The sequence below is a fragment of the Paractinoplanes brasiliensis genome (genome assembly GCF_004362215.1).
In the GTDB taxonomy this organism is placed as follows: domain Bacteria; phylum Actinomycetota; class Actinomycetes; order Mycobacteriales; family Micromonosporaceae; genus Actinoplanes; species Actinoplanes brasiliensis.
This window is the reverse complement of sequence record NZ_SNWR01000002.1, coordinates 1,091,410-1,115,066: the sequence shown is the minus strand read 5'-3', so window position 1 is coordinate 1,115,066 and position 23,657 is coordinate 1,091,410. Positions and strand designations below refer to the sequence as shown.

General features: G+C 71.4%; 21 protein-coding genes, 1 pseudogene and 1 riboswitch. Of the genes and pseudogenes, 8 read left to right on the top strand and 14 right to left on the bottom strand.

Going from position 1 to position 23,657, the window contains the following annotated elements:
* Positions 1 to 101: 101 nt before the first annotated feature.
* Positions 102 to 539 carry a nuclear transport factor 2 family protein gene (locus C8E87_RS37185; RefSeq protein WP_133878065.1) on the bottom strand — a complete coding sequence of 146 codons (438 nt, stop codon included), beginning with the start codon at positions 537 to 539 and terminating at the stop codon, positions 102 to 104.
* Positions 540 to 628: 89 nt separating this feature from the next.
* Here C8E87_RS37185 and C8E87_RS37180 point away from each other — a divergent pair, with 89 nt between their 5' ends.
* Positions 629 to 1,249: a TetR/AcrR family transcriptional regulator gene (locus tag C8E87_RS37180; protein WP_133878064.1), complete on the top strand. Its 621-nt coding sequence runs from the start codon at positions 629 to 631 to the stop codon at positions 1,247 to 1,249.
* An 89-nt stretch (positions 1,250 to 1,338) separates the two neighbouring features.
* Here the strand turns inward: C8E87_RS37180 and C8E87_RS37175 are convergent, their stop codons facing one another.
* From C8E87_RS37175 to mgrA, 7 genes and pseudogenes are all read right to left on the bottom strand, one after another.
* Complete coding sequence (locus C8E87_RS37175) at positions 1,339 to 2,004, bottom strand: alpha/beta fold hydrolase (RefSeq protein WP_239080126.1); 666 nt, start codon at positions 2,002 to 2,004, stop codon at positions 1,339 to 1,341.
* A gap of 2 nt (positions 2,005 to 2,006) precedes the next feature.
* Positions 2,007 to 2,888 (bottom strand): alpha/beta fold hydrolase, encoded by an 882-nt coding sequence (locus C8E87_RS37170; RefSeq protein WP_239080100.1) that lies wholly within the window; start codon positions 2,886 to 2,888, stop codon positions 2,007 to 2,009.
* Positions 2,889 to 3,162: 274 nt separating this feature from the next.
* Complete coding sequence (locus C8E87_RS37165; RefSeq protein WP_133878061.1) at positions 3,163 to 5,655, bottom strand: DEAD/DEAH box helicase; 2,493 nt, start codon at positions 5,653 to 5,655, stop codon at positions 3,163 to 3,165.
* Between the two features lie 52 nt (positions 5,656 to 5,707).
* Positions 5,708 to 6,367 (bottom strand): nucleotidyl transferase AbiEii/AbiGii toxin family protein, encoded by a 660-nt coding sequence (locus C8E87_RS37160; protein WP_133878060.1) that lies wholly within the window; start codon positions 6,365 to 6,367, stop codon positions 5,708 to 5,710.
* 269 nt (positions 6,368 to 6,636) lie between these two features.
* Positions 6,637 to 7,011 carry a hypothetical protein gene (locus tag C8E87_RS37155; RefSeq protein WP_133878059.1) on the bottom strand — a complete coding sequence of 125 codons (375 nt, stop codon included), beginning with the start codon at positions 7,009 to 7,011 and terminating at the stop codon, positions 6,637 to 6,639.
* A gap of 169 nt (positions 7,012 to 7,180) precedes the next feature.
* A pseudogene (locus C8E87_RS37150) lies at positions 7,181 to 7,531 on the bottom strand (DNA polymerase beta superfamily protein); the annotation flags it as partial.
* Positions 7,532 to 7,571: 40 nt separating this feature from the next.
* On the bottom strand, positions 7,572 to 8,567 hold the full coding sequence (mgrA, locus tag C8E87_RS37145; RefSeq protein ID WP_133878058.1) for an L-glyceraldehyde 3-phosphate reductase: 996 nt from the start codon (positions 8,565 to 8,567) through the stop codon (positions 7,572 to 7,574).
* A gap of 51 nt (positions 8,568 to 8,618) precedes the next feature.
* Positions 8,619 to 8,711, top strand: a riboswitch (glycine riboswitch).
* 90 nt (positions 8,712 to 8,801) lie between these two features.
* Between mgrA and gcvP the strand changes: the two genes are divergently transcribed.
* On the top strand, positions 8,802 to 11,606 hold the full coding sequence (gene gcvP / locus C8E87_RS37140; RefSeq protein WP_133878057.1) for an aminomethyl-transferring glycine dehydrogenase: 2,805 nt from the start codon (positions 8,802 to 8,804) through the stop codon (positions 11,604 to 11,606).
* A gap of 181 nt (positions 11,607 to 11,787) precedes the next feature.
* Here gcvP and C8E87_RS37135 read toward each other — a convergent pair whose 3' ends face one another.
* Positions 11,788 to 11,988: a DUF5999 family protein gene (locus C8E87_RS37135; protein WP_133878056.1), complete on the bottom strand. Its 201-nt coding sequence runs from the start codon at positions 11,986 to 11,988 to the stop codon at positions 11,788 to 11,790.
* 125 nt (positions 11,989 to 12,113) lie between these two features.
* Here C8E87_RS37135 and C8E87_RS37130 point away from each other — a divergent pair, with 125 nt between their 5' ends.
* From C8E87_RS37130 to def, 5 genes are all read left to right on the top strand, one after another.
* The gene (locus C8E87_RS37130) at positions 12,114 to 13,388 is read left to right on the top strand and encodes a chorismate-binding protein (protein WP_133878055.1); all 1,275 of its coding nucleotides are present in this window, start codon (positions 12,114 to 12,116) and stop codon (positions 13,386 to 13,388) included.
* Positions 13,389 to 13,417: 29 nt separating this feature from the next.
* Positions 13,418 to 13,606 (top strand): hypothetical protein, encoded by a 189-nt coding sequence (locus C8E87_RS37125; RefSeq protein WP_239080099.1) that lies wholly within the window; start codon positions 13,418 to 13,420, stop codon positions 13,604 to 13,606.
* A 198-nt stretch (positions 13,607 to 13,804) separates the two neighbouring features.
* Positions 13,805 to 14,617, top strand: coding sequence for a hypothetical protein (locus tag C8E87_RS37120; RefSeq protein ID WP_133878054.1), 813 nt, complete (start codon positions 13,805 to 13,807; stop codon positions 14,615 to 14,617).
* Entirely contained in the window at positions 14,614 to 15,105 is a 492-nt protein-coding gene (locus C8E87_RS37115) for a SigE family RNA polymerase sigma factor (protein ID WP_133878053.1), read from the top strand. Before C8E87_RS37120 ends, C8E87_RS37115 begins: the two co-directional genes overlap by 4 nt.
* Before the next feature lie 29 nt (positions 15,106 to 15,134).
* The gene (gene def / locus C8E87_RS37110; protein ID WP_133878052.1) at positions 15,135 to 15,623 is read left to right on the top strand and encodes a peptide deformylase; all 489 of its coding nucleotides are present in this window, start codon (positions 15,135 to 15,137) and stop codon (positions 15,621 to 15,623) included.
* Positions 15,624 to 16,009: 386 nt separating this feature from the next.
* Here def and C8E87_RS37105 read toward each other — a convergent pair whose 3' ends face one another.
* Positions 16,010 to 18,766, bottom strand: a complete 2,757-nt coding sequence (locus tag C8E87_RS37105; RefSeq protein WP_133878051.1) for an AfsR/SARP family transcriptional regulator — start codon at positions 18,764 to 18,766, stop codon at positions 16,010 to 16,012.
* 162 nt (positions 18,767 to 18,928) lie between these two features.
* Between C8E87_RS37105 and C8E87_RS37100 the strand changes: the two genes are divergently transcribed.
* A complete protein-coding gene (locus tag C8E87_RS37100; RefSeq protein ID WP_166661401.1) occupies positions 18,929 to 20,266 on the top strand; it encodes an FG-GAP repeat domain-containing protein in 1,338 nt (445 codons plus the stop codon).
* A 784-nt stretch (positions 20,267 to 21,050) separates the two neighbouring features.
* Here C8E87_RS37100 and C8E87_RS37095 read toward each other — a convergent pair.
* From C8E87_RS37095 to C8E87_RS46030, 4 genes are read right to left on the bottom strand one after another with little or no spacing between them, the layout of a single operon-like run.
* Positions 21,051 to 21,533: an NUDIX hydrolase gene (locus C8E87_RS37095; protein WP_133878049.1), complete on the bottom strand. Its 483-nt coding sequence runs from the start codon at positions 21,531 to 21,533 to the stop codon at positions 21,051 to 21,053.
* A complete protein-coding gene (locus tag C8E87_RS37090) occupies positions 21,530 to 22,048 on the bottom strand; it encodes a nucleoside deaminase (RefSeq protein WP_203720580.1) in 519 nt (172 codons plus the stop codon). Before C8E87_RS37090 ends, C8E87_RS37095 begins: the two co-directional genes overlap by 4 nt.
* A gap of 4 nt (positions 22,049 to 22,052) precedes the next feature.
* Positions 22,053 to 23,168, bottom strand: a complete 1,116-nt coding sequence (locus tag C8E87_RS37085) for an alanine racemase (protein WP_133878048.1) — start codon at positions 23,166 to 23,168, stop codon at positions 22,053 to 22,055.
* Positions 23,155 to 23,598 (bottom strand): IucA/IucC family C-terminal-domain containing protein, encoded by a 444-nt coding sequence (locus C8E87_RS46030; RefSeq protein WP_243755208.1) that lies wholly within the window; start codon positions 23,596 to 23,598, stop codon positions 23,155 to 23,157. The genes C8E87_RS37085 and C8E87_RS46030 overlap by 14 nt, the downstream gene beginning before the upstream one ends.
* Between the last annotated feature and the right edge of the window lie 59 nt (positions 23,599 to 23,657).

Genomic DNA, 23,657 nt, shown 5'->3' with positions numbered 1-23,657 from the left:
CCTCGGGGAAGATCACCCTGTACCGGACCGGACCGCGCACCGACTTCCTCGACCGGGCCATCGTCGTGGTCCGCCGAGCACGCCCTCACGCACCGATCGACTCAGGAGACAGGCACCGTGAGAACGGCCGGGTCCCCTGTGCTCCAGAGGCCCCGGATGCGACGGTTGCTGATCTGCCAGCCCTGCTCGGTACGCCGGAAGGTGTCGTCATAGGCGCCGCCCAGCAGGAACTGCTCTCCACCCCGCACATGCTGGGCCGTCATCGTGGCGTGGGTGGTGGCGACGTCGCCGTCGATGCTGATCTCGATGTTGTGCACGGCGTGATGGGTCACATCGAGCGGCCCCAGAAAGGCCCGGGCGCCCTCGACGATCTCCGCATTCCCGCTGGCGGCTGCGTTGACGTAGTCGCCCTGGGCATCCTCGGTGTAGCCGGCCGCGAGCAGTTCCCAGTCCTTGCTGTCCATCGCGCGGGCGATCCGGTACAGCGTGTCGGTGATGGCGGCGCGGTCGAGCAGTTCCTGAACGTCGTTGCTGTGCATGGTGGTTCTCCTGGATCGGATCGGCGGGACGCTCCGACGCTAATACGGCACTAGTCAGTGCCGCAACCTTTGGTGCGTACCATCACGGGATGACCAGCACTCCCACGGCGGGCAAGGCCGGACGCCGGCGCGACCCTGAGAAAGACGCGCAGATCCTCCGGGCCACCCTCGACGTGCTCGCGGAGACGGACTACGCCGACGTCACCATCGAGTTGGTCGCGGCCCGGGCCGGAGCGGGAAGGCACACCATCTACCGCCGCTGGGACAGCAAGGACGAGCTGATCCTGGCCGCCATCGCCTGCACTGACTCGGCCGACCTGGGCCCCGACGGCCTGCCGGACACCGGCACACTGCGCACGGACTTCCTGGCCCTGCTGGACCCGAACTGGATGGGCGGCAGCGAGCGGCGCCTGCGCATCCTGAGCAGTGTCTCGGCCATGATTACCCGCAGCCCGAGGGCCGTGGACGCCGTGACCAAGGCCATCGTCGACCCGTCGACGGCGGCCTACCGGTTCCTGATCCAGCGGGCCGTCGATCGAGGCGAGTACGCCCCGCCGCACAACCTCGACGCTCTGGCGCAGGTGATTCCGTCGATGGCGGCCTACCGCGCGTTCTTCATGCAGCAGGTCGTCGACGAGGAGTTCATGCTCTCGATCATCGACGGCGTCGTGCTGGCCGCACTTCGTGAACCCTCCGTTGCCAACCGCTGAGGAGCGATGCTGATCCACGGAAACATCTGGCCTCGACATGGCTGCTTACGCCGCACCAGCCGTGAGGTCAGAGATCCTCGGCCTCGGCCTCACAGGTCGCGGAGCAGGTCCAGGACGCGGCCGGGGCCGTCGCGCAGGACGTTGTGGGTGACCGGCCACTCCTCGTAGTGCCAGTCCGGGTCGTTGCGCAGCCGTTCCATCGTGGCCGGCGCCTGCAGGCCGCCCGGGGTGTCCAGCGCGGCCGCGTACCGTTTGACCGGGACCTGCCGCCACGCCCCGGTGAGCCGGCTCTTCTCGAGCAGCGTCGCGAACGGGTGCGGGCGGGCCCGTTCGTCGAAGAACGGCATCGGCGCCAGCCCCAGTCCGTCCCCGCCGACCGAGTCGAGGAAGTACTGCCGGTTGGCCTCGGTCGTGACGTCCCAGCAGGACTCGCCGTCCTCCACGACGTCGGTGTCGAGATGCACGAGCGCGCTGACCCTCGACGGGTCCCGGTCGGCGGCGCCGTTGATCACCTGCCCGCCGTAGCTGTGCCCGACCATCACGACCTGCCCGCCGCCCGCGGTCAGGTCGGACACCAGCTCGGCGACCTGCTCGACGTGGGTGCTGAGGTTGACCGGCCGCCGGGTCAGGTCGTCGTGCGGCCACAACCCGGCGAGCGTCACGCACTCGGCGGTGTGCCCCAGCTCGTGCAACCCGGCCGCGAGCGGCTCGTACCACCAGCCGCCGTGCCAGGCGCCGGGCACCAGCACGAACATGCTCACACAAGCACCTCGGTGGGCTGGGCCAGCCACGACAGGATCTCGGGGAGGATCTCCACGGCGCCGAAGTGAGCCGTGCCGGTCTGGACGGTGAGCTCGGCGTTCGGGATGCGTTCGGCCAGCCAGCGGGCGTGCGCGGGCGGGACGCAGTTGTCCTCGGCGCCGTGCCACACGCGTACGGGCTGCTTGATGGCGCCGAGGCGGAAACCCCAGTCGCGGCGGTTGGCCAGCACGTCGTCGATCCACCCGTACGGGCCGCCGCGCATCGCCTCGGCGTACGTCTCGACCAGGAGCTGCTGCATCATCAGGTCACGCACCACGGACAGGTCGGGCCCGGCGATCTCCTGCCGCAGCGCCTCGAGCAGGCTCACCGGGCGGCGACGCGTGCGGTCGGCCTGAAACCGCAGGCTCTCGACCAGGCGGGACTCGTCCTGCGCGGAGGTGCCGAACTCCTGCGCGTTGGACGGCATCATGCCGCCGAACCAGTCGATCTCGGCGTCGCGCGGGGCCAGGCTGACCAGCACCGCGGCGCGGGTCACGCGCTCGGGCAGCAACGCGGCCGCGGCCAGCGCGTGCGGGCCGCCGCCGGAACGCCCGACGACGGTGAACTTGTCGAGGCCCAGGTCGTCGGCGATCGCGGCGATGTCACCCGCGCAGTCGGCCACCGAGCGGCCGCGGTGCCGGTCGGAGCCGCCGTAACCGGGTCGGTCGTAGCTGATCAGCCGGATGCCGAGACGGTAGAGCACCCCGGCGCGCGGCTTGGGCCCGACGCGGCTGCCTGGGGTGCCGTGGAGCAGGAAGACCGGAACCCCGTCACGGGCACCGGACACCTCGTAGCGCAGGCGGCGGCCGCCGCTGGTGTACACGTCGCTGTACGACACGGTCACTCCTCGGGGCCACCGGCGATCAAGTGGTCACGTTACTGACGCCGGGGCGTCGAGACCAGTATCGGTGGACGGCACCAGCCGGGTTTTGCCTCTTACGGTGGAAACGTGACCCGTTCCGGGCTTCGGCGGTGAGGCCGCGGGCCGGACCGGTCGGCTTCGAGCTTACGCCGTGACCTGGCCGTGCACCGACGTCGCCTCGGAGACCGGGGTCCGTCGCCCGTTTCCCGTGAAACCGAAGAATCGTAAATGTCGGATGTGGAGACCGCCATCAGCCGGAGTGGGGGCCGACGGCGGTGACGACGATGGCCGCCGCGCCGGCCTCGTCGGAGGCGGCGAGATCGACAGTGGCCTCGATGCCCCAGTCGTGGTCGCCCTCCGGGTCCTCGAAGACCTGCCGCACCACCCACGCGGCCGGGCCGGCCTCGATGTGCAGGAACGCCGGGCCCCGCGCGGACGGGCCGGTGCCGAGCGAGTCGTACTCGTCGAAGTAGTCGAGGATCGCGTCCTCCCACCGGTCCGCGGTCCAGCCCGACTCCGCGTCCATCTCGCCCAGCAGGTCCCAGCGGCGCAGCGCGGCCAGCTCGACCCGGCGGAACATCGCGTTGCGCACCAGCACCCGGAACGCGCGGGTGTTGCGGGTGACCGCGGGCGGCTTGTCGTCGAGGCGCACCTCTTCGACCTGCTCACCCGGGTTGCGCAGCCGCTCCCACTCGTCGAGCAGGCTCGAGTCGACCTGCCGCACGAGTTCGCCGAGCCATTCGATCAGGTCGGTCAGTTCCTCCGTACGGGCGTCCTCCGGCACGGTCTGCCGCAGCGCCCGGTACGCGTCGGCCAGGTAGCGCAGCACGAGACCCTCGGAGCGGGACAGCCCGTAGAACGACACGTACTCGGTGAAGGTCATCGCCCGCTCGTACATGTCCCGTACGACGCTCTTGGGTTTGAGCTCGTAGTCGGCGACCCACGGGTGACCCTGCCGGTACGTCTCGTACGCGGCTTCGAGGAGCTCCAGCAGCGGCCGCGGGTGGGTCACGTCCTCGAGCAGCGTCATCCGCTCCTCGTACTCGATGCCCTCGGCCTTCATCGCGTTGACGGCCTCGCCGCGGGCCTTCTGCCGCTGCGCCGAGAGCACCTGCCGCGGGTCCTCGAGCGTCGACTCGATCACCGACACCACGTCGAGCGGGTAGTCGGGCGCCTCCCGGTCGAGCAGTTCCAGGCAGGCCAGCGCGAACGGCGACAGGGCCTGGTTGAGCGCGAAGTCGAGCTGCAGGTCCTCGGTGAGCCGGTACGTCCCCTCCGCCGTACGTTCGATGACCCCGCCCGCCATCAGCGCGCGGGCGATGCCGATGGCCCGCCGGATGTGCCGGCGCTGGGCCGCGGGCTCCTCATGGTTGTCCGTGAGCAGGTGCCGCATCGCCACGAACGGGTCCCCGCCGCGCGAGATCACGTTGAGCAGCATCGCGTGCGACACCTGGAACGAGCTGGTCAGCGGCTCGGGGTCGGCGGCCACGAGCCGGTCGAAGGTGGGCTGACCCCAGCCGATCGTGCCCTCCGGCGGCTTCTTGCGGACGACCTTGCGCCGTTTCTTCGGGTCGTCGCCCGCCTTGGCCAGCGCCCGCTCGTTGTCGATCACATGCTCGGGGGCCTGCACGATCACGGTGCCGAGCGTGTCGAACCCGGCCCGGCCGGCGCGCCCGGCGATCTGGTGGAACTCGCGTGCCTTCAACAGGCGGGTCTTCACCCCGTCGTACTTGGAAAGGCCGGTGAACAGCACCGTACGGATCGGCACGTTGATGCCGACACCCAGCGTGTCCGTGCCACAGATGACCTTGAGCAGCCCCGCCTGCGCCAGGGTCTCGACGAGGCGGCGGTATTTGGGCAGCATGCCCGCGTGGTGCACGCCGATGCCGTGCCGCACGAGCCGGGACAGCTGCTTGCCGAAGCCCGCCGTGAACCGGAAGTTGCCGATGGCCGCCGCGATCCTGTCCTTCTCGTCGCGGGTCGCCATGTTGATGCTCATCAGCGACTGCGCCCGTTCCAGCGCGGCGGCCTGCGTGAAGTGCACGATGTAGACCGGCGCCTGCTTGGTCTGCAGCAGCTCCTCGATCGTCTCGTGCAAGGGCGTCATCGCGTACGAGAAAAGGAGCGGGACGGGACGCTCGACGCTCGCCACCACGGCGGTTTCCCGGCCCGTACGCCGGGACAGGTCGTCGACGAAGCGCGTGGTGTCGCCGAGTGTCGCCGACATGAGGATGAACTGGGCCTGCGGCAGCTCGATCAGCGGCACCTGCCAGGCCCACCCGCGGTCGGGTTCGGCGTAGAAGTGGAACTCGTCCATCACGACCTGACCGACGTCGGCGTCCGCCCCCTCGCGCAGCGCCAGGTTGGCCAGGACCTCGGCCGTGCAGCAGATGATCGGGGCGTCCGCGTTCACGCTGGCGTCACCGGTCAGCATGCCCACGTTGTGCGCCCCGAAGATCGCGCACAGGGCGAAGAACTTCTCGCTGACCAGGGCCTTGATCGGTGCGGTGTAGAAGGTGGTGCGCCCGTCGGCCAGCGCGACGAAGTGGGCCCCGGTCGCCACCAGGCTCTTGCCCGACCCGGTCGGGGTGTTCAGGATGACGTTCGCCCCGGTGGCGATCTCGATGAGCGCCTCTTCCTGATGGGTGTAGAGGGCCAGGCCCTGCTCGGTCGCCCATTTCTGGAAGGCGTCGAACACGGCGTCGGGATCGTTGGAGCCGGGGAGGCGGTCGGTCAGCAGCATGAGGCCTTTAATCCGATGATGGGCGGCGGGTGGGCTGGTGGACGTCCGTCAACTATATGGATGACGTGCGGGGCCACTGCGCGAGGCTTTGCCGCAGTTCCGCGATTTGTCGCCGGTCGAGCCCGTACAGCGCGAACCGGGCGTCGTCCAGCCTGTCCAGGTAACGTCCGGCGTCGGCCACGTCCTCCGGGTCGAGCGCCGGGTCGGCCCGGCGCCCCAGGGCCAGCAGCTGGGGGAGCGAATACCGGTCCAGCGCGGCCGCGACGTCGATGTAGTCACGCACCTCCCGCCGGTTGACCAGCGCCGCGACCTTCGTGGCGACCAGGTCGTCCAGATGCATGACCGGACCGACCTCCATCACCACGGGCGTCCGGTGCCGATCGAGCCGGCACAACGTCAGCCGCAACGCCCGGCGCTCCCCGGCGACCAGGAACTCCTGAAGGTCCTCGTCCATCCCCTCGAAAAGCTCGTCACCCTCCTCCCGCACGACCCGGTAGCCGGCTTCGTTCAGCGCGGCGCTCACCTCCCCGGCGGCCGCCGCGACGCCGCCGGCCGTGTCGGTGAAGAGGTCGACGTCCTCGGTGGGGCGCTCCACCAGCCCGTTGACCAGCCAGGCGAAGCCCCCGCCGAGCACAAAGCCATGCTTGGTGGCCACGGCAAGCGCAATCCGCGCGACGTCTGCGTAGAAGTCATCGACGTCGCTGCTCGGCATCGAGCCAGGTTATCGGCCGGGTTGCCGCCGGTACGACGGGCCCGCCCGTGCCGGCTAGCAGACTTCGGCTGATCGTTCCTGTTGTCCACAGCCCCGGACTTGTCCACAGACCGCCCTCTCGCTGCCCCGAAGATCACGAACGGCCACTAGAATCGGGGAGGGTGGAGGTCCCCCGGTTGGGGTGGGTCTTGTCGGCGCGGCTATTTGTTGGCGGCGCGGCTTTGTTGGCGGCGCGATCTTGAGCCGGTGGGCCGAGCAGGCGCTGCCGTTCAGCGGGACGCGGTGGCCAGCAGTTCAGACCCCGGCCGAGCCGCAGCCCGCCTCAGCCGTGGGTGACGAGTCTCCCAGGCGGCGCGAACCCCTCGGGGCAGGTTGAGGTCGCGCCACACCTCGGCGAGCGTCGGCCCGTGCAGATAGGTGCGCAGTTCCTCGACCCGAATGGCCTCGCGCAGAACGTTCTCGTACATCCACGCCAGCATCGTCGGCGAGGAGAGGTCGAACGCCCGCTGCGGCCCCCACCAAAGGCGCAGAGGCAACTCGATGAGGCCGTGGGTGGGGCCGGTCAATTCGCTCAGTGTTCCGGCCACCAGAACCGGCCGGTGGGGCCGAGCGAGGTGAACAGCGACACGAGCAGCGGTGGACATGCGATCAGCGTAAACCGACAACCCGCGGAAACAGAATTCCTAGTATCCTAGGACGCCTTAGCGGAAGAGCCGGAACCCACAGAAACGACGCCTTCGGCGACAGCCCGAACAGAGGTTCCGGGCCGACTCCTGAGGCGAACGCCGGAGGGGCCGGTGCCGCATTCCCCGCGCGCCGGGCGGCGATCCGGTTGAGCTGGTCGCGCGCGTATTGCCCGTACGTGGAAGCGGCTCTTTGCGACGGGAAGGCGTGCCGGACGGAAAAGCAGTTCGGCGCCGGCCCAGGTCACTTCTCGACGATGGGGGACCAGAGCACTTCGAGCACGGTCGGGTTGTCCTGTAGGGCGAGCGTGCAGAACTGTTCGTCGAGGGGCCCGTCGAAGTGGGTAACGGGTTTGTCGAGGCTCCAGAACGAGCGGGTCGGCGCCACGGACACGCCGCGGCGGTCGTGGTCGGATCCGGGGCCGGAGAGTCCGTACGCCCGTGACCCCACCACGACCGCGAGAACCGTGTGCTCGATCATGCGACGAAGCCGGCCGCGGAACGCAGGACCAGCAGCCGATTTACAGGTCGAGGACGGTGCCGTCGATGTCGCCCAGTTCGGCCTCGGACAGGGCCAGGTTGCCGACGGCGGCGACGTTGTCCTCGAGCTGTTGCACGCTGCTGGCGCCGATGATGAGGCTGGTCATGCGTTCGTCGCGCAGGGCCCAGGCGAGGGCCATCTGGGCCAGGGACTGCCCGCGCCGACGGGCTATGTCGTTGAGCGCGTGCAGCCGTGCGAGTGTCCGGTTGTCCAGGGCGTCCTCGTTGAGGAACCGGCTGGTTCGGACGCGGGAATCGTCGGGAATGCCGTTGAGATAGCGGTCGGTCAGCAGTCCCTGCTGCAGAGGGCTGAAGGCGATGCAGCCGGCGCCGGCCTCGCCGAGGGTGTCGAGCAGGTTGTCCTTCTCGATCCGGCGGTTGAGGATCGAGTACGACGGCTGGTGAATGAGCAGCGGCGTGCCGAGATCGCGCAGAATGGCCGCCGCGGCCGCCGTCTGCGACGAGTCGTAGTTGGACAGGCCGACGTATTGGGCCTTGCCCGCGCGTACGACGGCGTCGAGGGCGCCCATGGTTTCCTCGAGCGGGGTCTCCGGGTCGGGCCGGTGGTGGTAGAAAATGTCGACGTAGTCGAGGCCGAGCCGTTTCAGCGACTGGTCGAGCGAGCTGACCAGGTATTTGCGGGAGCCGAAATCGCCGTACGGTCCGGGCCACATCTCGTATCCGGCTTTGGTCGACACGACGATTTCGTCGCGGTGGGCTTTGAGGTCGCCGGCCAGGATGCGGCCGAAGTTCTGCTCGGCGCTGCCGGGCGGCGGGCCGTAGTTGTTGGCCAGGTCGAAATGGGTGACGCCGAGGTCGAAGGCGCGCAGCACGATGTCGCGCTGGCGTTGCCAGGGCCGTTCGTGGCCGAAGTTGTGCCACAGTCCGAGCGAGATGACGGGCAGGCGCAGCCCGCTTCGGCCGGTCCGCCGGTAGGGCATGGTGTCGTAGCGGTTGCTCGCGGGGGTGTAGGTCACAACCCCACCCTAGAGATAGCGGCCCCGACCATGATCGCTGGTAGGTTGGAGGGTAGCCATGCGGGAGAGACCGAGGGTCGACCTCGGCGCCGAAGGGGCAAATCCTCCCCGGAACCTCTCAGGCAAAAGGACCGCGTGGGCTCGCGACTCTGAAGCATTGCGGCTGGGCGAAAAAGACCGGCTGGTGTGACAGAGGGGGAGGCCGCCTTGTCGACCTCTCTGTCAGGAGCCGCCATGACGTTCGCCAACCGGCATATCGGGCCGGATGCGGAAGAGCAGACCCACATGCTCAAGGCCATCGGGTACGCGTCGCTGGACGCTCTGATGGACGCGGCGATCCCCGAGGTGATCCGCTGGCACGGGTCGCTGGAGCTGCCCGCGGCCGCCTCCGAGGAGGAGACGATCGCCGAGCTGCGCGCGATCGCGTCGCAGAACAGGGTGACGACCTCGATGATCGGGCTGGGGTACTACGGCACGCACACCCCGGCGGTGATCAAGCGGAATGTCCTGGAGAACCCGGCCTGGTACACGGCGTACACGCCGTATCAGCCGGAGATCAGCCAGGGCCGGCTGGAGGCGCTGCTCAACTTCCAGACCATGGTGACCGACCTGACGGGGTTGACCACGGCGAACGCGTCGATGCTGGACGAGGGCACCGCGGTCGCCGAGGCGATGACGCTGGCCAAGCGGGCTTCGAAGAGCAAGTCCCGGACGTACGTGGTGGACGCGGACACGTTGCCGCAGACGCTCGCGGTGCTGCGGACGCGGGCCGAGCCGCTGGGCATCGAGCTCAAGTTGGTCGATCTTGACGCGGGTGACCCGCTGCCCGGCGAGTTCTTCGGCCTGCACCTGCAATACCCAGGGGCTTCCGGAGCCGTACGGGATCACGCGGCGCTCGTCGAGGCGGCGCACGCCCGGGGTGCTCTGGTGACGGTGGCCGCCGACCTGCTGGCGTTGACGTTGCTGCGGGCGCCGGGGGAGATCGGGGCTGACATCGCGGCGGGCACGACCCAGCGTTTCGGGGTGCCGCTCGGGTTCGGTGGTCCGCACGCCGGTTACCTGGCCGTGCGGGCGGGGCTGGAGCGGTCGTTGCCGGGCCGGCTGGTCGGCGTGTCGAAGGACGCGGACGGCGCTCCGGCGTACAGGCTGGCGTTGCAGACCCGTGAGCAGCACATCCGTCGTGAGAAGGCGACCAGCAACATCTGTACGGCGCAGGTCCTGCTCGCGGTGATGGCGAGCATGTACGCCGTCTACCACGGTCCGCGGGGGCTGCGGGGGATCGCCGAGCGGGTGCACCACCACGCGTTGACCGTGGCGGGCAGCTTGACGGCGGGTGGCGTGCGGGTGGCGCACGACGCGTTCTTCGACACGGTGACGGCGGTTGTCCCGGGCCGGGCGGCGGAGGTGGTGGCCGCGGCGGCCGAGGCCGGCATCGACCTGCGGCTGGTGGACGCCGACCGGGTGTCGGTGGCGGCCGACGAGACGACGACCGAGGCGCACGTCGCTGCGGTTGTGCGGGCTTTCGGCGTACGGGAAACCGCTGTCGCCGATTGTGGGGCGAAGCCCCTGGCGCGCACGAGCGAGTACCTGACGCATCCGGTGTTCCGCACGCACCATTCCGAGACGAGCATGCTGCGGTATCTGCGCAGGCTGTCCGACCGGGACTACGCGCTGGACCGGGGCATGATCCCGCTGGGGTCGTGCACGATGAAGCTGAACGCGACCACCGAGATGGAGCCGGTGACCTGGCCGGAGTTCGCTGACATCCACCCGTACGCCCCGGCGGCGAACACGGCCGGCTACGAGAAGCTGGTGGCGACGCTGGAGTCGTGGCTGGCCGAGATCACCGGGTACGACGCGGTGAGCGTGCAGCCGAACGCGGGGTCGCAGGGTGAGCTGGCCGGTCTGCTGGCGATCCGGGGTTATCACCGTTCGCGGGGCGAGTCCCACCGGGACGTGTGCCTGATCCCGTCGAGCGCGCACGGCACGAACGCGGCCAGCGCCGTGATGGCCGGGATGCGGGTGGTCGTGGTGGCCTGCGACGATCTCGGCAACGTGGACATGGCCGACCTGCACGCCAAGATCGAGAAGCATGCGGAGTCCCTCGCCGCGATCATGGTGACGTACCCGTCGACCCACGGCGTGTACGAGACGTCGATCGCCGATCTGTGCGCGGCGGTGCACGAGGCGGGCGGGCAGGTCTACGTCGACGGGGCCAACCTGAACGCGCTGGTCGGGTTCGCCCGGCCGGGCACGTTCGGCGCCGACGTGTCGCATCTGAACCTGCACAAGACGTTCTGCATCCCGCACGGCGGTGGCGGTCCGGGTGTCGGCCCGGTCGCGGTCCGGCGGCATCTGGCTTCGTTCCTGCCGGGTGACCCGTTGGAGCCGGGGGAGCACCACGCGGTGTCGGCGGCGGCGCACGGCTCGGCCGGTATTCTGCCGATCTCGTGGGCGTACCTGCGGATGATGGGCCCGGACGGGCTGGTGGCGGCGACCGGCACGGCGGTGCTGGCCGCCAACTATGTGGCGGCTCGGCTGCGCGAGCACTTCCCGGTGCTGTACGCGGGCAACAACGGCCTGGTCGCGCACGAGTGCATCCTCGACCTGCGGCCGATCACGAAGGCGACCGGGGTGACGGTCGACGACGTGGCCAAGCGGCTGATCGACTACGGCTTCCACGCGCCGACGATGTCGTTCCCGGTGGCCGGCACGCTGATGGTGGAGCCGACCGAGAGCGAGGACCTGGCCGAGCTGGACAGGTTCGTCGCCGCGATGATCGCCATCAAGGGCGAGATCGACCAGGTGGCGGCGGGGGTGTGGCCGGCGAAGGACAACCCTCTGGCGAACGCGCCGCACACCGCTTCGGCGGTCACGGCCGACGAGTGGGAGCACCCGTACCCGCGGTCGGTGGCCGGGTTCCCCGCGGGGGTGGACCGTACGGCCAAGTACTGGCCGCCGGTGCGCCGCATCGACGGGGCGTACGGGGATCGGAACCTGGTTTGTTCGTGCCCCTCGCCGGAGGCGTTCGAGGACTGACCCCGTGTGCCGCCGCGCCCGTTCGCGGGCGCGGCGTACCGTCCGCCGCGCGAATCGTCGTCGCTCACGCGGGTCGGCCGGGTTCGGATGGGGATCGATCGATTACGCTGCGTTACGGAATCGGTCGCGTTTGTCGTACGTTCTCAACGGCTGCTCAACGGCCTCTCAGGGGCCGTCCAGCTCAGGCCGCGAGAGCGTGCGGGGCGGGGCCCCGGTGCGGCTCGATCATCGTGCCGTCGGGCAGGATCTCGCCGGTGTCCTCGAAGACGATGACGCCGTTGCAGAGCAGGCTCCAACCTTGCTCTCGGCACGTCGAAACGGTGCGGGCCGCCTCACGATCGATGGCGTCTGCGCTGGGACAGGGGGTCTGGTGCTGGCACATTGTGTGTTGCTCCGGTCGGGGGGTTGTGTGATGACTCACAACGACGGTGACGGACGTTACCTCAAATCGAACGACGACGGATCGAGCGGGTGACGGTGTCCCCATTGACAGAATCCTCGCTTCCGATGGTCCACGGAAGCCGGTCGTTCGGCCACTGTCGGACCCCACCTTCCGCTGCGCCACCCGGCCGTCCGGCGTCCTGCCAGGGCCGTCACCGTGCGTCAACTTCGTTCCAGTGGTTCAGAAGTGACGGTGGTGACCCTGCCGAGCTTGTCGCCGACTACCTCGCCGGCGACGGACTGGACGTGCGAAACATTGGCCGAACGGATGAGCAGGAATGTCCGACCGGCGCTGGCTCGATCTGCGGGGCGGCACTGTACGTGTCCGCCGATGCGGGTTCCGTAATGTCCGGAGGGTCGCTGGGCGCGCCCTCGCCCGTGCCCGGCATTCCCGACGTGTACGCCGTCGTCTACCGCCACACGGACGCCGCCTCCGCGCAGGGCCCGCCGGGTCCGCCGCCGGCCGCCGGTTTCCCGTCGGGTCCGCCGCCGGCCGCCGGCTTCTCGCCGGACCCACCGCCGGCCGACGGTTTCGAGCTGGGGGCGTGGACCCCGTCGTGGACCCCGGCCGAGCACGCGGCCGCGGTCACGTCCGTACGGGAGGCCATCGGGCGCGGCGACGTCTATCAGGTCAACGTCGTGGGCCACACCAGTGCCCCGTACGCGGGTTCGCCCCTCGCGGCCCTGCACCGGGTGGCCGCGCTGCCCGGCGCGCGCTACGGCGGCGTTCTGGAGGGCCCCGGCTGGGCGCTGGCCACCGCTTCCCCCGAGACGCTGGTCGAGGTGCGCGGCGGCCGCGTGATCACCCGGCCCATCAAGGGCACCCGCCCGGCCACCGCCGAGGGGCGCCGCGAGCTGCTCGCCTCGGTCAAGGAACGCGCCGAGCACGTGATGATCGTCGACCTGTCCCGCAACGACCTGTCCCGGCTGCCCGGCGTCGGCCCGGTGACGGTCGACGAGCTCTTCGCCGTACGCCGGTGGTCCGCCCTGTGGCAGGCCGAGTCGGTCGTGTCGGCCCCCGTGACCGGCCCGCTGGGCCTGCCCGACCTGCTGCGCGCCCTGGCGCCGGGCGGCTCGGTCACCGGCGCCCCCAAGATCGCCGCGTTGTCGCTGATCGCCGGGCTCGAGCCGGTCGGCCGGGGGGTGAGCATGGCCGCCGTCGGCTGGGTCGGCCGCGACCACGTCGACCTGGGGCTGACCATCCGGACGGTGGCCGCCGACGGCAACCGCGTCCACGCCTGGGCCGGCGGCGGGATCGTGTGGGACAGCGACCCCGAGGCCGAGGTCGCGGAGGCCGCGGCCAAACTCGCCCCGATCAAGGCGGCCCTGGCCGGCCGCTGAATGTCGTACCCGGGTGGCAGGGTCCCGGCATGGCGAAGACGCAGTACTGCACAGCGACCACGATCGACGGGTTCATCGCCGACGAGCACCATTCGCTCGGCTGGCTGTTCGAGGCGGGCGACGGGCGTGACAGCCCCTTCGCGTCGTTCTTCGAGCCACCCTCGGGGCGGGTGCTCCGCTGCTGCCGCGCCGTCTCCCGTCCACCCGCCTTCGGCTGACGGCGGTGGAGCAGCGGGGGCCGTTCGCCTACCTGACGTACGCGGTGTCCCCGCCGCCGGGCTGAGCGGGAAGTTTGGTGCGGAGCCGGGTCTGCGGGCACCATAGGTCACGCTTCGGCGTCGGGGGATGCCGGGCGGTCACGTGAGCGGTGGGCCGGCTCGTCTTCGCTACAGATGGGTGTGGAAAGGGTTTCTTCTGTGACCGAGGACCTCCGGGCGCTGATGCGGGCCGAGCTGAGCGGGGAGCGGCCCCCGCCGCTGGGTGACGTGGTCGGCGCCGCCGTGCGTGACGGCCGCCGGATCCGCCGGCAGCGACGCCGGTTCGCCGTGGTCGCCGCGGTCTCGGCCGGGCTGCTCGGCGTGGTGGTGTCCGCCGGGTTCGCCACGGGCGCCGCGCCACGCCGCGCGGTGGTGGCCGAGCCGGCCGGTCAGCAACCGGCGATGCCCGCCGCGCCGGCTCCGGCCCCGATGACGCGGGCCGGGCAGCTGTCTCCCGGATCTGTGCCAGTCACGGCAACGCCCCCCGCGACCGGGGCCCCGGAGCGTAGTTTGGCGGTCCACAGCGGTGTCGAACGCGCCGCCGGACCGCGGAAGAAAGCGACAACGGGGGCCATGCTTCACCTTCTGACCGAGTTGCTTCCGCCCGGACGGGCGAGCCGTGCCGCCGTCGCGGCCGACGAGGATCTGCGCGTGCAGATCGATCTCGACCGCGGCGACCGGGCGGGCCTGCTCGGCCTGACAGTGGGCCGGCAGCCGACGGACGCGGCCCGGGGCGCCACCGCGACCGTGTCGATCGTGCCGGTGGCCGGTGACTGCGAGCAGGGTTACCTCGTGGTGTCGCGCTGGCCCGACGGCACCTCCGTGCGGCTCGACGCGGCCTCCTGCGCGGTGCTCACCATCGACGAGGCGGTCCGGATAGCCACCGACCCGCGGTGGGGCCCGGTCATGGACGCCGACCTGGTCGACCGGGGCAACGCGCGGTTCGGCCGGGCGCCGGTGCTGGCCCCATGACCGACGAGGAGGAGTTCGTCGAGTTCGCCACCGCCCACGCCGAGCGGCTGCGGGCCACCGCGTTCATGCTGTGCCGCGACTGGCATCTCGCGCAGGACCTCACCCAGAGCGCGCTGACCAAGCTGTTCCTGTCGTGGCGCCGCGCCGTGCAGAGCGACAACCTGACCGCGTACGCGCAGAAGATCCTGCTCCGGGTCTTCCTCGACCACCGCCGGCGCCGCTCGTCGTCGGAGACGGCCAGCGAGGTGCTGCGGGAACCGGCGTACCGGGAGAACCCCGAGCTGCGGCTGACCATGCTGGACGCGCTGGCCTGCCTGCCCGAACGGGACCGGGCGATCGTGATCCTGCGCTACTTCGAGGACTACAGCGTCGACCGGGTCGCCGACGTGCTCGAGCTGCCGGTGAGCGTGGTCAAGAGCCAGACCCGGCGGTCGCTGGCCAAGCTGCGCGAACTGCTCGCCTCCGAACAACTGGCCCTGTTCGGCTAGGCCCGTGACGAGCCGATAGCCTTTGCGCCATGACAGTCCGGCCCATCAGGATCATCGGTGACGCCGTGCTGCGCACCGAGTGCGACCCCGTCACCGCGTTCGACGCGGAGCTGCAGGCCCTGGTCGACGACCTGGAGGACACCGTACGTGAGCCCGGCCGCGCCGGTGTGGCCGCGCCGCAGATCGGGGTGAGCGCCCGGGTCTTCTCCTACAACGTCGACGACGTGGTCGGGCACATGGTCAACCCCGTGCTGACCGACCTCGAGGGCGAACAGGACGACGACGAGGGCTGTTTGTCCATCCCCGGCCTGTACTTCCCGACCCGCCGCGCCATGTCGGTCACCGCCACCGGGTTCGACCGCCACGGTGAGCCGCTGGTCATCAAGGGCGCGGGGTTCCTGGCCCGCGCCCTGCAACACGAGACCGACCATCTCAACGGCACCCTCTACATCGACACCCTGACCGGTGAGGTCCGCCGTCAGGCGTTGCGTGAGGTCCGCCGCCTGCCCCGCGGCTGACCCGGCCCCGGCTCGGACTGCCCCAGCCCGGGCCGGCGCGCGCCACAGCGGCGTTCTGGAAGGCCCCGGCTGGGCGGCCTCAGCGCCTCGGCCACTCGCAAACGGCCGCTGTGCGGCTTCGCTGCTGTTCGCGAGTGGTGGCCTGGTGCTGCGGACGCTCCGGGCTGTGGCTGCCCGACCTCATACACATCGCCCAGCGTACTGCCGGCGCCGGCAGGTTGCCGGAAGCAGTCTCAGCACGCATCGGCGTCTTCACAGTCCCAACCTAGCTTCCTAGGACGGGCTACACGTCGAGATCAACAACACAGACGAATCGCGACCCTTCGGGCCGCTCTCAACCACCGAATAAGGCCCTCGACGCTCGCAGGCTCGGATGATCCGAATGTTCACCGCGATGCCGTGAGGCGCCCGCGCACCTCCTCGGCGCCGGGGTGCTCCAGTTCGTCCAGCAGGGCCAGCGCGTGCCGCCAGGAGCGTCGCGCCGCGCTGGGCTCGCCGGCCGCCTGGTGCGCGTCGCCGAGATGGACCGCGATGTCGGCCTCGTGGTACCGGTCGCCCAGCTCGTGGAACAGCTGCTCGGCGCGGCCGAGGCATTCCACCGCCGCCGGGTGGTCACCCAGGTGGTGGTGCGCCACGCCGAGGGTGTCCCAGGTGTGCGCCTCACCCTCGCGGTCGCCGGACTCCCGCAGCTGCGGGAGTGCCCGCGCGCACAGCACGAGGGTGCGGCGGTGGTGTCCCAGAAGCGCATACTGCCATCCGAGGGTGTTGCGGGCACGGCCCTCGCCGGCGGGGTGCCGATCCCGGCGGAACGCCCGCAGGGCGCGCTTCGCGTAGCGGACGGCCTCGGGCACCCGGGTGCGCGTCGCGTACGACCAGGACAGATAGAGCAGGGCGTAGCCGTCGGTATTCCGGCCGTACAGGTCCAGTGACCGTCGCAGGTGGACGTCCGCGTCGTCGTGGCGGCCCAGGGCGGCGTAGGCGCGGCCGAGGTCGCGGTGGACGTCCGCGCGGGCGGTGCGGCCGCCGAGGCGTTCCGCCGACCGTTGCGCGGTCACGTGGGTGCTCACCCAGTCGTCGAGCAGTTCCCTCCGGTTGTGGAACGTCGTCAGCGCCGCCGCGAGGCGCGTCACGTGGGTGTCGAAGCCGTGTGCCGACGCGGCGCGCAGCACCGTCAGCAGCACGGGGTGCTCACGCGTGAACCACTCCATCGCGGCACGCCGGTCGGCGACGGCCGTCACGACGGCGCCGGGCGGAGCAGGCGGCCCGGGCAGCACCCGGCTGGGGTCGAGGAGCCGGTCGGCCGCCAGGGCGGTGTGCAGGTAGTGGTCCAGGAGGCGGCCGAGCGCCGAGCGCCTCGCGCCGGCGCTGTCCGTGGCGCGGGCGAGTTCCCCCGCATACGCGCGGAGAAGGTCGTGGAGCGCGAACCGGCCGGGCGCCGGCTCGGTGATCAGATGGGCTCCCAGCAACTCGGCGACGAGCCGGCGCGCCCGCGGCACCGGGGCGCCGGCGAGCGCGGCGACCGCTTCGATCCCCGCCTCCTGCCCCGGATGCAGCCCGAACCGGCGGAACACCGTCGCCGCGTCGTCGCTCAGCGCGCGGTACGACCAGGAGAAGACGGCCCGCGCGTTGACCGCCGCGTCCCCGGCGTCGAACGCGTCCAGCGGATCGGCGGCGTCGCGCACCTCGGCGGCGAGCCGGGCCAGCGACGTGTCCCGGCGGACGGCGGCGCGGGCAGCCACGATCGACAGTGCCAGGGGCAGCCGTGCGCACGCCGCGACGATGTCGTCCACGGCTGCCGGCTCCTGCCCGATCCGCTCGGTGCCGAGCCGGGCGGCGAGCAGCGCACGCGCCTCGTCCGGGCGTAACAGGTCCAGCGACAGCGGCGCCGCGCCCTCGGTCGCCACCAGCCCGGTCAGGGCGTCTCGGCTGGTCACCACCGCCAGGCACGACGGCGAGCCGGGCAGCAACGGCCGCACCTGCGCGGGGTCGCGAGCGTTGTCCAGCACCACGAGCACCCTCCGGCCGCTGAGGATGCTGCGGTACAGGGCGGCCTGCGCCTCGAGTCCGGCGGGCACGCGTTCCGGCGGCACCGCGAACGCGTCGAGGAATCCGCGCACCGCCTCCGCCGGGTCCAGGGCGTTGCGGGACGGGTGGTAGCCGCGCAGGTTGACGAAGAGCTGCCCGTCCGGGAAGCGGCCGGCGATCCGGTGGGCCCAGTGCACGGCGAGCGTCGTCTTGCCCACGCCTGCCGTGCCGGACAACGCCGAGATGACCACCGCGGACGGCGTGCCGGTGTCCAGCAGGCCGTCCAGCGCGGACAGTTCGGCGGCGCGGCCGACGAACCCGGTGAGTGCGGCGGGAAGCTGTCTCGGCCGGAAGCGGCGGTGCGCCGCCGGGGCCGGGACCGCCGCGAGTTGCGGGCCGAGCCCGGCGTCGTGGCTCAGGATCTGGTCGAACAGCGTGCGGGCCGCCGGGCCGGGCGGCACGCCCAGCTCCTCGTCGAGCGTGTGCCGGAGCCGGTGGTAGACCGCCAGCGCCTCGCTCTGCCGGCCGCTGCGGTACAGGGCCAGCATGAGTTGCCCGTGCAGGCCCTCGTCGAGCGGGTGCTCGCCGGCCAGCGTTTCCAGATGCGGCACGAGCGCCGCGTGCTCGCCCTGCGCCAGCCGGGCGCCGGCCAGGTCTCGCTCCACGGCGAGGCGCAGCCGCTCCAGCCGGTCGGCCTGGCCGGCCAGCCACGGCACCGCCGCCACGTCCGCCAGCGAACGCCCCCGCCACAGGGCCCGGGCCGCGCGCAGGTGAACCGCCGCCTCATCGTGACGGGCGCACGCGATCAGGCGCTCGGCCACCGTGAGGTCCACTCCGTCGGGCCCGAGATCCAGCGCGTAGCCGCCACCGCGCGACGCGATGGCCTCGCGCCCGAGCGCGCGGCGCAGATAGGACACGTGACTCTGCACGGCGTTGCCGGCAGTCGGCGGCGGGTCACCCGCCCAGACTGCGTCGACCAGCCGGTCGGTGCTGACGGCCTCGCCGTCGTGCAGCGCAAGGACGGCCAGGACGGCTTTGCGCCGCAGCCCCGGCACCGTACGGGGCACACCGTCGGCCAGCACGTCGATCGGTCCCAGCACGCGAATCTGCAAACGCACTCTGTTCCTTCCCGGTCCGGTCTCGGGCGTCGTGGCAGCGGTTTCAGCGCCGCGTCAGGCCGCTTTCAGCGCTGGTTGCCAGTATCTGCGCGGACCCGGCCCCGGGGGTGTCGGGCCGTTGACGCAGAGGGGGAACACGATCCGATGAGAACAAGAAACCGCATGCCGCGGGTGCTCCTCGCCGTGGTGCTGGCCCTGACGCCGGCACTCGCCGGCACCGGGCCGGCACAGGCGGCGCCGCTGACCAGCGCACCGATCGCCGTCGCCGATGTGGGCACCGACGGGCGCGCCGACCTTCAGCTGCTCGGCGGCGCCGGCTGGACGAACATGCCGGTGGCGCTCACCCAGCCCGGCGAGACGTTCGTGCACACCAACACCCCGTCCAGCTATGCCTCCTTTGCGCAGCTGCCGGGAGTGCGCCACGTCAGTGCCGACTTCAACGGTGACCGCCGCGCCGACACCGCGCTGCTCGGCGGCGCCGGCTGGCCGAACATCCCGGTGTCGTACTCCAACGGCAACGGCACGTTCCGCGTGTTCCTCGCCGAATCGCCGGACTTCGCCGGCTGGGCGCAGGCGAGCGGTGTGCAGACCGTCACCGGCGACTTCAACCGCGACGGGCGCGGTGACATCGCCCTGCTCGGCGGCGCCGGCTGGCACACCGTCCCGGTGGCGTTCGCCGCGGGCGAGGGCGCGTTCCGGGTCACGAACATCGACGTCGGCGATTTCGCCGGGTGGGCGCGGGCGCCCGGCGTGCGGGTGATCGGCGGCGACTTCAACGCGGACGGTTTCGCCGACCTGAGCCTCGTGCCCGGCGCCGGCACGACCGACTGGACCACCCTGCCGGTGGCGTTCGGCAACGGTGACGGGTCGTTCCGGGTCACCAACAGGCCGCGGGACGATTTCGCCGGCTGGGCCAGAGCTCCCGGTGCGCGGGTCCTGCCGGGCGACTACGACGGCGACCACCGCACCGACCTGGCGCTGGTGCCCGGCCCGGACACGCCGTGGTGGTTCACGCAGCCCGTGGCGTTCTCCAACGGCGACGGCACGTTCCGGGTCACGAACACCGACGGGGTGGGCGTGTTCTCGTCGGAGTGGGCGCAGGTGCCCGGCGGGCGGGCCGTCACCGGTGACTTCAACGGCGACCAGCACACCGACATCGCCTTGCTGCCGGGTCAGAACATGTCGTGGTGGTCCACGATCCCGGTGGCGTTGTCGTACGGTGACGGCCGTTTCCGCGTGGTGAACAACTCCGTGGGCGTGTTCTCGTCGGAGTGGGCGCAGGTGCCCGGCGGGCAGGTCGCGGTCGGTGACTTCAACGCCGACCGGCGTGCCGACATCGCGTTGCTGCCGGGCCCGGACATGTCGTGGTGGTCGACCATCCCGGTGGCGTACTCGTCCGGGGAGGCGCAGTTCCGGGTCGTGAACGCGCCGAGCGGCGGGTTCGCGCACCGGGCGCAGGAGCCGGGCGCGCGGATAGCGGGCATACCGGTCAGCTTCTGACCGTACGGCGAAGTCCGCACCGTGCGGGCCGGCCCGTCCACCGTGGGCGGTCCGGCCTGCACCGCTGCGTGTCGTCCGGGAGGGCACGCTGGGGGATCAGGCCCTGCTGCCTGCCATGGCGGGATGGTCGGGGCATGGCGCAAGAATTCAGGGTCGTGTCCGAGGGTTCGGCGCGCCCGGCGGCCGGGCCGGGCGACCGAGTACATGTGATGCCCGGCGTGCCGCACCGGCGCGGCGCCGGGCAGTGTGTTCGTGCGCCTGGGCGGCACAGCGACGGGGGAGACCGGGTGGGTGGTCACCGGTGGTGGACGGATGAGAGCGCTCGGGCCGTACCGGGTGCGGGTGCCGGCGGTGGATCTCAGCGATCTCCGGGTCCGGCTGGGCCGGACCCGGTGGCGGCCCTGGTCGTCGGCGACCTGGTGGTCGCGACCGCCGGCAGCTGCGGGCAGGTGCCGGACCGGCGGGCTCGGCGGCCATCCTCGCGGTCACCTTCACCGAACCAGCGGTGCGGGCCCGCATGATCGCGGTGTGGGTGTCGGCGTCCGGCCCGCTGCTGGGTGCCGCTCTCACCTGCCGCGATCCGGCTGGTCCGGCACCGGTTGCGGGCAGAGCGGCGCTGCCACGCTGATCCGATGCCACCAGTCGGACGGGCCGCCGCCGTCGTCGCTGCGGGGCTGGGGTATGGGGGCGGCCGCGAGCTGGTCGGTGGAGACGTGCGGAGGCGGTTCCTCCCACGCTGCCCGTGGGTGAACGCGGCGGAGCGCCGGGGCGCGGGCGGGGCCTGTCAGGACACCGTGATGGGCCGGGGTGGGGGGCCGTGGGTGATCAGGGTGGTCAGGGCGGTGGCCAGGTCGTACGGGCCGAACTGGTCGGGGCCCGGGTGGGCTTTGATGTCGGGCAGGGACCACCAGCGGATGTCCTGGATGTGTTCGGCGGCCAGTTCGGTGTCGGTGAGGCTGCCGCGCGGGGTGAACGCGGCCGTGCGGACCAGGTAGTAGTCGCTGATGGCGCGGTCGTAGCCGGGCAGGTAGTCGGGGGCGGGCACGTCGCGGTGCCACACGTGGGGTGGGGTGGTGGTCAGTTCCAGGCCGACTTCTTCGCGGAGTTCGCGGCGCAGTGCCTGCAGGCGGGTTTCGCCGGGCTCGATGCGGCCTCCGGGGGCTGCCCACACGGCGGGGGTGTGGCGGCGGGGGTTCTGGTGGCGGGCGAGCAGGATCCGGTCGTGCTCGTCGAGGATGATCGCGCGTACGGCGTGGCGGAGTCTCATGGGGTGTGTTCCGTCCGGCCGGTTGTGGCGAGGTGGCGGGACCAGCGGCGGAAGGCGTTGTCGGGGCCCGCTTCGGCGTAGCGGCGGAATTTGTCCTGGGCTTCGGCGCGGCGCAGGCCGGCGGTGATGGCGGGTGGGCGGTACCAGGGCAGGGCGGGGTCGTACGGCCAGGTGGCGGCGACGCGGGCGCCGCCGTCGGCGGGGGATTCGAGGGCGTAGTAGACGTCGGTGACTTTGAGGGCCATGGCGGCGCCCATGCACATGAGGCAGGGTTCGAGGGTGACGGCGAGGCGCAGGGGTGCTGGGCGGGGTTTCCAGCCGAGGGTTTCGTCGGCGGCGGTCATGGCGAGCAGGTCGGCGTGGACGAGCCGGCGGTTGAGGCTGTTGTCGCGGGTCCAGGCGCGGGCGATGATGTCGCCGTCGAGTTCGACGGCGGCGCCGATGGGGAGTTCGCCGTTGGTCATGCCTTGTTCGGCTGTTTCGAGGGCGGCCTGCATCAGCTCGTCCGGGGTCATGTGTTCATACGATCACGAATTCCGGTGGTGGGTGGCGCAGGAACTGGTGGTGGGAGATGTCCCAGCCGTAGGCGCCGGTGCGGGCGAAGACGAGCAGGTCGCCGGCGCGGACGCGGGTGACGTGCTGGGCGCGGGTGAGGACGTCGCGGGGGGTGCAGAGTTCGCCGACGGCGTCGACGGTGGTGTCGGTCGCCGCGGGGCGTGGGTACGGGTGGGGCCAGTCGTCGACGGGGACGACGGTGAACGGGTGGGAGTAGCCCCAGGCGGCGGGGAGGCGGAAGTGGTGGGTGCCGCCGCGCAGGACGGCGAACGTGCGGCCGTGGGTGGTTTTGACGTCGAGGACTTCGGTGGCGTACCAGCCGGCGTCGGCGGCGAGGAAGCGTCCGGGTTCGAAGATCAGGTCGACGCCGGGGGGCACTTCGATGTCGCGCAGGGGTGTGAGGTCCATTTTCTGGTCGGTGGTGTGGTCGATGCCGAAGCCGCCGCCGACGTTGACGATGCGGGGGTTGGCGCCGGTGCCGAGGGCCCAGCGCAGCGACGCTCGGACGAAGCCGGCGTGCGCGGCGCCGTCGAGGTTGTTCGACACGGCGTGCAGGTGGAACCCGATTATCCGTACGCCGGGAACGGCGAGGGCCTCGGCGAGATGTTGTTCGTCGACGCCGAACGGGGTGGGTGTTCCGGTCATGGTGTGGCTGCCGGTGAGCGCGGTGCCGGCCCGGTTGACGCGCAGCACCACTTCGGCGCCGGGCCGCAGGGTGGCGATGCGGCGTAGTTCGTGGAGGCTTTCGGCGTTGATCTGGGCGCCGGCGTCGAGGGCGGCGGTGAGTTCGGCGTCGGTTTTGGCGGGGCCGCCGAACACGATGCGGCGGGCGCCGGCCGTGCGGGCCAGGTCGAGTTCGCCGCCGGAGGCCACTTCGAGGCCGTCGCACATGCCGGCGAGGGTGCCGAGGACCGCGGGGTGTCCGTTGGCTTTCACGGCGTACAGCAGGGAGGCCGCCGATGGCAGGTGCTGCCGGACCATGGTGGCCCGTTCGCGGAGGGCGGCGGTGTCGTAGACGTATGCGCAGACGGGCCGCTGGAGGGTGCGCAGGGCGCGGGTGATGTGGTCAGGCGGGCGCATGCAGGGGGTTCCGTACGGGGACGTAGATGTCGCCGTCGCCGGCCAGGCGCATGCGGACGAGGGCTTTGTGGGGGACTGCCGGTGCGGTGAAGGCGGTGTGGTCGTCGCCGGTGACGTGTTCGTCGACGATGCCGCGGATGATGCGCCAGGCGTCGGTTTCGTCCAGCGGCAGGTGCAGGACGAGTTCGCCGAGGTGGGCCTGGAAGAGGGTGTAGCCGATTTTGGCGCGGAAGGTGTCGAGGTCGGTGGTGGCGACGACGGAGCCGGGCCACAGGTTGATGGTGTGGCCGGCGGCGGCGAGGCGGGGTGGGTGCAGGCGCAGGCCGGCGAAGTCGCGCAGGGCGAGGCGGTGGGGCCGGCCGTCGATGAAGGTGGGCAGGCAGTTCTGCAGGTGGGCTTCGAGCGCGATGCCTTGGGCGGTGAGTTTCATCAGTGGGGGGATGACCATTTGCCCGTACGCGTGGAGCCAGTCGCGGGGGTCGCCGGTGA

Bases quoted from the DNA above. Each gene is read 5' to 3' on its own strand.
- C8E87_RS37185 (WP_133878065.1), bottom strand. From the start codon at position 539: ATGCACAGCAACGACGTTCAGGAACTGCTCGACCGCGCCGCCATCACC.
- C8E87_RS37180 (WP_133878064.1), top strand. From the start codon at position 629: ATGACCAGCACTCCCACGGCGGGCAAGGCCGGACGCCGGCGCGACCCT.
- C8E87_RS37175 (WP_239080126.1), bottom strand. From the start codon at position 2,004: ATGTTCGTGCTGGTGCCCGGCGCCTGGCACGGCGGCTGGTGGTACGAG.
- C8E87_RS37165 (WP_133878061.1), bottom strand. From the start codon at position 5,655: ATGCTGCTGACCGACCGCCTCCCCGGCTCCAACGATCCCGACGCCGTG.
- C8E87_RS37160 (WP_133878060.1), bottom strand. From the start codon at position 6,367: ATGCCGAGCAGCGACGTCGATGACTTCTACGCAGACGTCGCGCGGATT.
- C8E87_RS37155 (WP_133878059.1), bottom strand. From the start codon at position 7,011: ATGTCCACCGCTGCTCGTGTCGCTGTTCACCTCGCTCGGCCCCACCGG.
- gcvP (WP_133878057.1), top strand. From the start codon at position 8,802: ATGACGTTCGCCAACCGGCATATCGGGCCGGATGCGGAAGAGCAGACC.
- C8E87_RS37135 (WP_133878056.1), bottom strand. From the start codon at position 11,988: ATGTGCCAGCACCAGACCCCCTGTCCCAGCGCAGACGCCATCGATCGT.
- C8E87_RS37130 (WP_133878055.1), top strand. From the start codon at position 12,114: ATGGTCCACGGAAGCCGGTCGTTCGGCCACTGTCGGACCCCACCTTCC.
- C8E87_RS37125 (WP_239080099.1), top strand. From the start codon at position 13,418: ATGGCGAAGACGCAGTACTGCACAGCGACCACGATCGACGGGTTCATC.
- C8E87_RS37115 (WP_133878053.1), top strand. From the start codon at position 14,614: ATGACCGACGAGGAGGAGTTCGTCGAGTTCGCCACCGCCCACGCCGAG.
- def (WP_133878052.1), top strand. From the start codon at position 15,135: ATGACAGTCCGGCCCATCAGGATCATCGGTGACGCCGTGCTGCGCACC.
- C8E87_RS37100 (WP_166661401.1), top strand. From the start codon at position 18,929: ATGCCGCGGGTGCTCCTCGCCGTGGTGCTGGCCCTGACGCCGGCACTC.
- C8E87_RS37095 (WP_133878049.1), bottom strand. From the start codon at position 21,533: ATGAGACTCCGCCACGCCGTACGCGCGATCATCCTCGACGAGCACGAC.
- C8E87_RS37090 (WP_203720580.1), bottom strand. From the start codon at position 22,048: ATGACCCCGGACGAGCTGATGCAGGCCGCCCTCGAAACAGCCGAACAA.
- C8E87_RS37085 (WP_133878048.1), bottom strand. From the start codon at position 23,168: ATGCGCCCGCCTGACCACATCACCCGCGCCCTGCGCACCCTCCAGCGG.
- C8E87_RS46030 (WP_243755208.1), bottom strand. From the start codon at position 23,598: ATGAAACTCACCGCCCAAGGCATCGCGCTCGAAGCCCACCTGCAGAAC.